This window comes from Microcystis sp. M44BS1, assembly GCF_020244875.1.
GTDB lineage: Bacteria > Cyanobacteriota > Cyanobacteriia > Cyanobacteriales > Microcystaceae > Microcystis > Microcystis panniformis.
The window spans coordinates 1-9,790 of the sequence record NZ_JADBVM010000123.1; the positions used below are offsets into that span (position 1 = coordinate 1).

At 46.0% G+C, this 9,790-nt stretch carries 8 protein-coding genes and 2 pseudogenes; 6 read left to right on the top strand and 4 right to left on the bottom strand.

Features of this window, described 5'->3' with window-relative positions:
• The 4 genes and pseudogenes from IM515_RS09630 to IM515_RS09645 all read left to right on the top strand — a co-directional run.
• A partial coding sequence (locus tag IM515_RS09630) for a PEP-CTERM sorting domain-containing protein (protein ID WP_287630210.1) occupies positions 1 to 228 on the top strand: 228 nt, incomplete at its 5' end.
• 78 nt (positions 229 to 306) lie between these two features.
• A pseudogene (locus IM515_RS09635) lies at positions 307 to 393 on the top strand (PEP-CTERM sorting domain-containing protein); the annotation flags it as partial.
• Between the two features lie 852 nt (positions 394 to 1,245).
• Positions 1,246 to 1,725 (top strand): hypothetical protein, encoded by a 480-nt coding sequence (locus IM515_RS09640; RefSeq protein ID WP_041804515.1) that lies wholly within the window; start codon positions 1,246 to 1,248, stop codon positions 1,723 to 1,725.
• 219 nt (positions 1,726 to 1,944) lie between these two features.
• On the top strand, positions 1,945 to 3,597 hold the full coding sequence (locus IM515_RS09645; RefSeq protein WP_002771566.1) for an acetolactate synthase large subunit: 1,653 nt from the start codon (positions 1,945 to 1,947) through the stop codon (positions 3,595 to 3,597).
• 98 nt (positions 3,598 to 3,695) lie between these two features.
• Here IM515_RS09645 and IM515_RS09650 read toward each other — a convergent pair whose 3' ends face one another.
• Entirely contained in the window at positions 3,696 to 4,943 is a 1,248-nt protein-coding gene (locus IM515_RS09650) for a DUF4912 domain-containing protein (RefSeq protein WP_287630212.1), read from the bottom strand.
• A gap of 473 nt (positions 4,944 to 5,416) precedes the next feature.
• On the opposite strand from IM515_RS09650, the gene IM515_RS09655 reads away from it, so the two are divergent.
• Positions 5,417 to 6,754 (top strand): histidine phosphatase family protein, encoded by a 1,338-nt coding sequence (locus IM515_RS09655; RefSeq protein WP_287630213.1) that lies wholly within the window; start codon positions 5,417 to 5,419, stop codon positions 6,752 to 6,754.
• Positions 6,755 to 6,868: 114 nt separating this feature from the next.
• Here the strand turns inward: IM515_RS09655 and crtD are convergent, their stop codons facing one another.
• The gene (crtD, locus tag IM515_RS09660; protein ID WP_287630214.1) at positions 6,869 to 8,377 is read right to left on the bottom strand and encodes a C-3',4' desaturase CrtD; all 1,509 of its coding nucleotides are present in this window, start codon (positions 8,375 to 8,377) and stop codon (positions 6,869 to 6,871) included.
• Between the two features lie 41 nt (positions 8,378 to 8,418).
• Between crtD and IM515_RS09665 the strand changes: the two genes are divergently transcribed.
• Positions 8,419 to 8,682: a hypothetical protein gene (locus tag IM515_RS09665; RefSeq protein WP_287633424.1), complete on the top strand. Its 264-nt coding sequence runs from the start codon at positions 8,419 to 8,421 to the stop codon at positions 8,680 to 8,682.
• Here the strand turns inward: IM515_RS09665 and thrB are convergent.
• Together thrB and IM515_RS09675 are read right to left on the bottom strand one after the other, a co-directional pair.
• Positions 8,624 to 9,541, bottom strand: coding sequence for a homoserine kinase (gene thrB, locus IM515_RS09670; RefSeq protein ID WP_002788186.1), 918 nt, complete (start codon positions 9,539 to 9,541; stop codon positions 8,624 to 8,626). The genes IM515_RS09665 and thrB overlap by 59 nt on opposite strands.
• Before the next feature lie 2 nt (positions 9,542 to 9,543).
• A pseudogene (locus IM515_RS09675) lies at positions 9,544 to 9,648 on the bottom strand (Fe-Mn family superoxide dismutase); the annotation flags it as partial.
• Positions 9,649 to 9,790 lie beyond the last annotated feature (142 nt).

Sequence of the window (9,790 nt, forward strand, 5' to 3'; positions counted from 1 at the left end):
AGTTTCAGGGTACTAGAAGGAGAAGAGACCTATGTAGAAGTTATAACTCAGTTTAATTCCCTCGATCTTGTTGGTTTTGGAGACGTGGGTGATCCTTCCAAAGGATTTTTATCACCCAGTACCGGTCCAAATCCATTTCCAACGGTTCCAGAACCTTCCTCGATTCTGGGGTTATTGGCATTGGGTTTACTGGGGATGGGTTCAGTATCCAACAAGCAGCGAAAATAAGCCTTTTAAGGCTAGGGTGAGCGCATCTCAAACGCCATTGACAATTGTTAAGATACGCTCACCCTGACTGCCAGTAGTACGCAAATTACCGAACCTTCGGCAATTTTAGGATTATTGGGTTTAGGACTTTTGGGCATCGGTTCTCAATTCAAACAAAAACGATAAATTGAAAAGTGTGGGAATGGGATTTTTTCCATCCCCACCTGAGGAAAAACGCGCTCTAGAAACCTTCCAAATTTAACTCTTAATTTGAGTAAACAAATTTTTTTAAATTCCCTGGCAATTACTCAAAAAATTTGACATCTTATAGCGGACAGGTAAAAATAAAAAATTTTCTCTGCCAAGGTAGCGATCGATAGGATAATTGCTCATCGAAACATCTGCTCTGAGAATATGTCTCTCGATCGCCGTCAATTTCTTGATCTTTTAGGTGCTACCCTTGGCACAGCCACAGTAAGTTAAACTGATCACACAAAGAACTGATCGGCTTTTAGTGGCTTGAGAACAAGCTTTATCAATCTATTCATATAATTGAAAATTATCAAAAGCGCACACTGCTGGAAAGCCATTTATTTTTTACCGAAAAATTGGGTTGAAAGCCTCGCCCTTTGAGGGCGACTTTATAGGATGTATGCTATTAAGAATAGGGGGCCGGGTAAGCAACCGCTTAAAAAACCCAGTCATCAACCGATGAACGCACCTTGAAAACTAGAGTTATGGGGTTCTATAGGGGAATGCTCCTATAGGTAAAAATTCTCAGCACCAAGTACCAGAGAAACCAAGTATTTTAGAGGTTTTGAACTGTATCGTAGGGGACCCCGAAAACAGGCTTCTGTAAGGTCGCGAAAGTCTGAGGAGAGAACCACCCAGAGGTGGGATTTCGCCAGGAATCTAATTGAAGTGGACTCGTTGAGCCATAAATTCACAGCAGTGATGCGAGAAGAATCCACGTCCGTTTACGGCGTGGGGTATGTCAAAATAGAAGATTACCTGGATTATTTTTGCGGGGGGCGATCGGTGATTCTCAATTTTTCCCTAAGGATTGTAGCGGCCAAAGGCAGACTATTCTGTAAGTTTTCACTCTACAAAACCTATCGGGTGGTCAGTACCGCCCCCGTCGATGTCCTCTGGCAAAAATTAATCAATGTGGCCGATGTCTCTTGGCATCCTTTGATTGCCAAGGCTGATGTTCCCTTGGGTTTAATCGCTAAACCGGGGTTAATCTATCAAGCTGTCACCCGTCTGACTCCCATTCCTATCCGGGTTTTCGTGGAAAATGTCCGTCCCGGGGAACTCCTCAGCCTCAGAGTTCTCGCTATCCCCGGCATGGAACAGAAAATGACCTACCAAGTGGAATCAACCCTCTGTGGTAGTTATATTTCCTATTCTGTCACCCTGCGGGGTTGGCTGTCCCCCTTTATCTGGTGGTTAAGTCGTCCCTATTTAGCCAAAGTCGCCGCCCAACTAGCTCACGCCGCCGAAGAATTAACGGCCTAAAAAAAATTCTCCCCAATTGTGCTAATAAATAATCTGCCAAGGGTCAAGATTTAAGTCACAATGGTATATGGATAGACTTAAACAAAATTTTAGTCAGCTACATTGGTACATATAGTCTACTGATATCATCCCGACGAGTTGAGCGCAACAACCTCAATCCGCCGGGATGAACTATCTCTAGAGACTTTACTGATGAAGTAAGCTCTACAGGAGGGAACTATGGGGGAATTAAACACAGCCGAACTTCTAGTTAAATGTCTAGAGAATGAAGGGGTCGAGTATATTTTTGGGCTACCCGGGGAAGAAAACCTCGATGTTTTGGAAGCCCTAAAAAACTCCTCGATCAAATTTATCACCACCCGTCACGAACAGGGTGCCGCTTTTATGGCCGATGTCTATGGACGCTTAACGGGAAAAGCGGGGGTTTGTCTCTCCACCTTAGGACCGGGGGCGACTAACCTAATGACAGGGGTAGCCGATGCTAACCTCGATGGGGCGCCCTTGGTGGCTATCACTGGCCAGGTGGGAACAGATCGGATGCACATTGAATCCCATCAATACCTGGATCTGGTGGCCATGTTCGCCCCAGTGACGAAATGGAATAAACAAATCGTGCGGCCGGGTATCACCCCAGAAGTGGTACGGAGAGCCTTTAAAACCGCCCAAAGTGAGAAACCGGGGGCAGTTCATATCGATCTTCCCGAAAATATCGCCGCTATGGCTGCCGATGGTAGTCCTTTGCCCCTCGATAGTCAGGAAAAAGTTTACGCTTCCTATCGGACTTTGAACATGGCGGCGGCGGTGATTTCTAAAGCGAAAAATCCCTTGATTTTGGCGGGAAATGGGGCAATTCGCGCTAATGCTAGTGAGGCTTTAACGGAATTTGCCACGGCCTTGAATATCCCTGTGGCTAACACTTTTATGGGTAAAGGGGTGATTCCCTATACCCATCCTCTGGCTCTTTGGGCGGTAGGATTACAGCAACGGGATTTGATTAGTTGTGCTTTTGAGCGCAGTGATTTAATTATCGCTGTTGGTTACGATTTAATCGAGTATTCCCCGAAAAAATGGAATCCAGACGGGAAATTACCGATTATTCACATCGGCATGACTCCGGCGGAAATTGACAGCAGTTATGCCCCGGTGGTGGAAGTGGTGGGTGATATCACCGATTCTCTCATCGATATCCTCAAACGGGCCGATCGCCAGAATAAACCAACTCCTGTCACTGCGGGATTAAAGACGGAAATTCGGGCCGATTACGAAACCTATGCCAATGATACGGGTTTTCCGATCAAGCCACAAAAATTGATCTACGATCTGCGTCAGGTGATGGGACCAGAAGATATCGCCATTTCTGACGTGGGCGCTCATAAAATGTGGATGGCCCGCCATTATCACTCCGATTGTCCTAATACTTGCATTATTTCTAACGGTTTCGCCGCTATGGGTATTGCTATCCCTGGTGCGATCGCCGCTAAGTTAGTTCATCCCGATAAGCGCATTGTGGCGGTGACGGGGGACGGCGGTTTTATGATGAATTGTCAGGAATTGGAGACAGCTTTGCGGGTGGGAACTCCCTTCGTCACTCTCATCTTTAATGATGGCGGTTACGGTTTAATCGAATGGAAGCAGTTTAACCATTTTGGGGCCTCTTCTTTTATTAAGTTTGGTAATCCCGATTTTGTTAAATTTGCCGAAAGTATGGGATTAAAAGGCTATCGGGTGGAATCTGCCCAGGATTTGATCCCGATCCTAGAGGATGCTTTCCGGCAAGATGTCCCTGCGGTGATCGATGTTCCCGTCGATTACGGTGAAAATCTGCGTCTTTCCCAAAAATCGGGCGATTTAAGCTGTCAGATTTGGGAATAGAAGTTGATAGCGTTGACAATCCCCAAAAAAATCCCCTAACTGAATCTCAGTTAGGGGGAAGTAATTAGGTTGGCTTTGGTAACGTTAGAAAACCCAATCTAAAATAACCATTCTAGAACCGCCTCATCTTTAGTGTTGGTATTGCGAGAGGGAGTTTCCCGGGTAAATTTCATGTGGATAGAACGATTTTGTTCCCCATCGGCGGCCACGGCCATAATCGGATAATCGATTAAACCGTCTTGGAAGGACATCTGATAGCGGAAAGTGCCATCGGAATTGAGTTTAATCGGACGACCACCGATAGTTACCGTGGCATCGGGTTCGGTGGCACCATAGACGATTAATTCGGCATCGGCAACTAACCAGAATTTGCGCGGACGTTGTAGGGTTTCCGAAGCACCCATACCGATACCAGAAGCAGTTATGCCGATACCGGAAGCGGTTAGTCCCGATACCGTGGGAACTGCCCACATACCAACCCCAGAGGGGAATACATAAGAACTGATCACTTCCGACATCGGTACGGAACCAGCGACGTGCTGCATAGAACCAAACAAGGAACCGGCCACCCGTAGGGCCTCGATATCGCCGACACTCTCGAAAATTTGGTCATAGATGGGGCTAGTTCCCGTGGTTCCAGCACTGCTGCCGTAGCGTTTGCTGGGGGGAACGAGTTCGTAAACAGTTTTACCCACCAGTTCTTCTTCCCAGTTAACGGTGACAAAAATATCTTCAATCCAGTCGGAAGGATAGACGGGAGGAATCCGCACTAAAGGAGAACGGGCCAAAACTAACCAACGACCATCAGCACAACGATAACCGATATCGATAACATAATCTCGATCGCTGACCGGAATCGGTAAATACCATTCCCGGGCCAATTCATCACAGAGATATTCTTGGACACTGTGTGCGCCTTGGCTATTGAGATCGATATCGGTGACATCATAAAGACGCAGGGCTAACTGTTGTCCCCCTTGACGACGTAGATCTTCCTTCGATTCGTTGGGGATATCCCAATAAGCATAGGCCCACTGAGGATCGCGAGGTAGGAGGGTGATGCGATTTTCACCGTAGCCACCGGGCAGATCTCCTAAACCATCATCCACTGAACCTAGGATATCTTCGATCGGGTTAGCTTGGCCTAATTCAAATTTTGCTGCTTCCATTGGTTTTTCCTCTTTAATAATAGATTTAAAATTGCCGCTTACTCCCATAGCTTGGGTAATTGCCTCGATTAACTGCGTTTTCCGCATCCGACTGTAACGAGAGATGCTGTATTGACTGGCAACTCGTCGCAGTTGCCGCAAGGTCATCTCATCTAAGGGGGGGTATTCTGGAACCATGAGTTGACGCTCTCCGATTAGTTACGACGGCAAATGTTTTTGGGCATTTGCAAAAGCAGTGATCTGGGTAATCCTTCCAACTACTCATCGATTGCTTTGTGAACGAGAGATCCACTCGATGGGGATCAAGGGAATCGCTTGTTATAAATACCTATTAAACAGTAAGATTCCGATTTTGAACAAGTACCTTGTCATGATTTCTTGACAAAATTGCCAAACCCTTGATCCCCAAGAGATTTTCATGTCAGGAAGTTTTGATATTCTTATTGGCTGTTGGGGTTTTAGGGTGTTGGGGTTTTAGGGTGTTGGGGTTTTAGTTGAAATTCCCCCACTTCCCCACTCCCCCACGTCCCCATTTCCCCACTCCCCCACTTCCCCATTTCCCCTAATCCCTATCCTCTAACGAGACTGTACTCCGATCCCGATCGCCTGTAATCTGATATTGAGACTTTTAGTTAAGGAGACTGAACCGCTTGGCTACTCGTGTGATTATTGTTCGTCATGGACAAAGCAGTTATAACGCAGAGCAGAAAATACAAGGTCGCAGTGATGGCTCGGTTTTGACGGAAAAAGGGCATCTGGATGCGGAAAAAGTAGGAAATGCCCTCAGTCAAATCGATATCGCCGCTTTTTACTGTAGTCCTCTCCAAAGAGCCAAATCTACTGCTGAGGTGATTCAGTCTCGTTTAAATCACTCTCCCGTCATTCAACCCACTTCGCAGTTACTAGAAATCGATCTGCCTATCTGGGAAAATATGGTCAAAGAGGAGGTAAAAGCTCAACACCCCCAAGAATATCGGGATTGGCACCAAAAACCTCACGAATTTAAGATGATACTTCCCGATGGTCAAGAACATTATCCCGTTCTCTCCCTATATCAACAAGCGCAGGATTTTTGGCGAGAAATTATTCCCCAACACGATGGCCAAACTATCCTCATTGTTGCCCATAACGGCATTAATCGCTGTTTAATCCTCAGTGCCATCGGTATTCCGGTTTCCTTATACCATTCCCTACAACAATCTAACTGTTGCGTTAATGTTCTCAATTTTACGGGTAATTTTGGTGATCCTGTCCAGGTGGAATCCCTCAATCAAACAGCACACCTAGGGATAGCTTTACCCCCACCGCGGCCTCCTTTCCAAGGTTCTAGGCTGCTGCTTGTGCGTCACGGAGAAACCCAATGGAATCGGGATAAACGTTTTCAAGGTGTGCGCGATATTCCTCTCAATGATAATGGCAAGGCCCAAGCTGAGAAAGCCGCCGAATTTCTGCGAGAAACGGCGATCGATCACGCTGTCACCAGTCCTTTGTCCCGTCCCAAGGAAACGGCCCAAATTATCCTGCAATATCACCCCAATGTCACCTTAGACACCCAAGTGGATCTGACGGAAATCTGTCACGGACTTTGGGAAGGTAAATTAGAGGAGGAAATTGAAGCGAGTTTCCCCGGGATGTTAGAAGACTGGAAAAATGCCCCAGAAACCGTACAAATGCCGGAAGGGGAGAATTTACAGGAAGTTTGGGATCGAGCGATCGCTTGTTGGCGGCAAATCGTTAAAACCTATAGTAATAGCGATACTCCTAAAACAATTATGGTAGTAGCTCACGATGCCATTAATAAGGTGATTCTTTGTTATTTATTGGGTTTAAAACCCGCCAATTTCTGGAATATTAAACAGGGAAATGGCGCGGTTAGTGTTATCGATTATCCTAAAGGGGTTGACTCTCAACCGGTCCTGCAAGCAATTAATATTACCTCTCATCTAGGAGCGGGAATACTCGATCGCACGGCAGCCGGCGCTTTATAACAGTTATCAGTTATCAGTGATCAGTTATCAGTGGGTAAGTTAACAGTTATCAGTTATCAGTATTCAGAAGATTGCTTTTATTTATTCTTCCCAATTCATAATTCATAATTACGGCTAACTAGAAGCCAATAATTTATTCTCAATCTGTCTAACTACCGTTAGAGCCGAATAGCTGACTCCGGCAGTGCCTTCTCCCGGATGGGTGGAATCTCCCACTAACCAAAGATGGGGGATCGGAGTGCGCGTCGCTACTCCAAAAGGGCCAAAAGTGGACAATCTTTGACCAATACCGCCGACAATGCCCTGATTTCGCCCCGTAAACCGTTCAAAAGTGCGCGGTGTAGCTGATTCGATATGAACGATGTGATCAGGACTGAGATGGAAATAATTACCGAGACGCTCGATCGCCTCTTGGGTGTATGCTGCTTTTAATTGCTGATAATTATCTTCTCCTTTTCGCCACCAAAGACTGGTATCGGTGAAGGAAGAAGCAATAATCGTCGCTTTTCCCACTGGAGCGCGGCCATCCCCTTCTTTACTCACGGAAACAAACAAAGAGTTATTTTCGCCGATTATGCCATCGTAATCGTAGAGAAATTGCAAATGGGGGGGACAATCGGGGGGAATAGCAGCGCGATCGACTCCTAAGTAAACCACAAAAGCACCGGATGCGGGGGGAAGTTTTTCGATTCTCCGGTGATAAAGACTGGGAATGGCTTCGCGATCGATTAATTGTGGTAAATTTTGGATCGGGATATTAGCGACAATCTCATCGGCCATTTCTGGATATATTTCGCCATTTTTTTGATTTCTGACGATAATTCCCGTAGCTTTTCCCTTTTCTGTCAGTATTTTTTCCACTGTGTGGCGCATTTGCAATTTACCGCCGTATTTTTCCAAAGCTGCTACTAGGCGATCGCTTAATACTTGCATACTACCCTGAAGGTGGGATAAACCTTGGGGAGACTGAGAAACTGCTAAAGCGGTGGCGGCATAAAGTAAAGCGGTTTCATCGGCAGTAACTTGGGAATAAAGCTTTAACTGGAGATCAAGAAAGGTTTTTAGGCGTTTATCCCTCTCTAAGCCGTATAATCGCAGAGCATCGCCCACAGTCATCAAAGTAAAGGGGAAGGTAATAGCAGTATCTACACGCAAAGCGGCGATTAATTGCCCTAAATCCCACCAGTTGCGCGGGGGTAAAACTGGATCGCGACTTTGAAAACGCCAACTTGCTTGAAAGAGTTTTTGTAATAATTGCCAAAAAGGTTCGCTGCCCGGAAATTGTTTTTGTCTTTCCTCTTGCCACTTTTGCCGATCGCGCCAGACATTAATCGGAGTGGTTTCCCCCGGCAGAAAAACGGCACAAGCGGGATCGCAGGGGACAGAATCGGGTAAATCTATCCCTAATTCGGCAAAAATGCGCTGATGAATGCCCCCTACTTCTAATCCTGCCACTTGAGTTGCCCCCACGTCAAAAGTAAAACCCCGACGGGAAAAAGTCGAGGCGCAACCTCCGGGGACAAGCGCCTGATCATATACTGTGACTTGATAACCTCGACGCGCCAATAATGCCGCCGCCGTTAGTCCGCCAATCCCTGCACCAATAACGGTAATTTGCGTCATTTTCTTAACAATTATTTATATTTATTTTTATACTAACGGTTTTGGCAGTCAGTTATCAGTTATCAGTTATCAGTTATCAGTTATCAGTTATCAGTTATCAGTTATCAGTTATCAGTTATCAGTTATCAGTTATCAGTTATCAGTTATCAGTTATCAGTTATCAGTTCACTGTTTACTGTTTACTGTTTACTGAAAAGCTCCCCACTTCCCCACACCCTACACCCCACACCCATCTGCTGGGGAATCTTAACAGTTTACCCGCGCCCCTAGGGTATCTAAAGCTAAAATTTTCACCTCAGAGTTAATCCCCACTTGCTGCCAAGCATTGGTCATCTCTGTGGCTGTTTTTTGGGCATTGTCGGGGTTAGTTAAAGCTAATAGGGTGGGACCTGCGCCACTAATTACCATCCCGTAAGCACCAGCATTAATGGCGGCTTTTTTCACCTTTTCGTAACCCGGGATCAAAGATTGCCGATAGGGTTGATGCAGTTTATCCTCCAGGGCAATTCTCAGCCAATCGCCGTTACCCGTCTCCAATCCCCGCAATAATAAACCCAAGCGGGAAATATTGAAAATTGCCTCCTGACGGCTAATTTTTTCGGGTAAAACCGCCCTAGCTTTTTCCGTAGCCAGTTCAAAATCGGGAATCGCTAGGACGGGAATGAGATTTTTTTGCCAAAATACTTGACAAATAGCCCAATTTGTGCTATCCCCTGCCGATAGCTGACAGTTGCCCCGCAAAGCCGGCACCACATTATCTGGATGTCCCTCCAAGGCGATCGCTAATGCTTCGATTTCCCCCATAGATAAAGGATTTCCCGCGCATTGATTAGCGGCCACTAACCCGCCGATAATAGCAGTGGCAGAACTACCTAAACCTCTAGCCAGAGGAACCCCTAAACCGATCTCGATGGCGATAGGGGGCGGATTCTGTCCTATTTTTTGATAAACTTGCAAAAAAGAAGTGTAGATTAAATTATCAGCACCTTGGCTAACTTTAGCTGATTCAGTTCCCTTGACAATAATGCTGACAGGGTTAGCTGTTGTTGCCGGCAGCAGGGTAAAAGTAAACTGATTATATAGGGTTAAGGCCGCTCCGAGACAATCGAAGCCGGGCCCAATATTAGCAGTGGTAGCGGGAACTGTTACCGTAAAAGTTGTCATCGTTAAGCTTTTGCCTGAAGATAGCGGCGATTTACCTCCTCCCAGTTAACCACATTCCACCACTCTTTTAAATACTCAGCCCGTTGATTAGGGTATTTTAAGTAATAGGGTGCGAAACGTTTAGGCATGAAATAAGGTTGAAATACCTGAAATAACTGCCTAGTAAGGTCTTCAGTCCCCTGACTGAATCTAACAGGTCAACCCTGACCAACCTTATAACTGTTTATATGTCCCGACGTTTAGTATCAC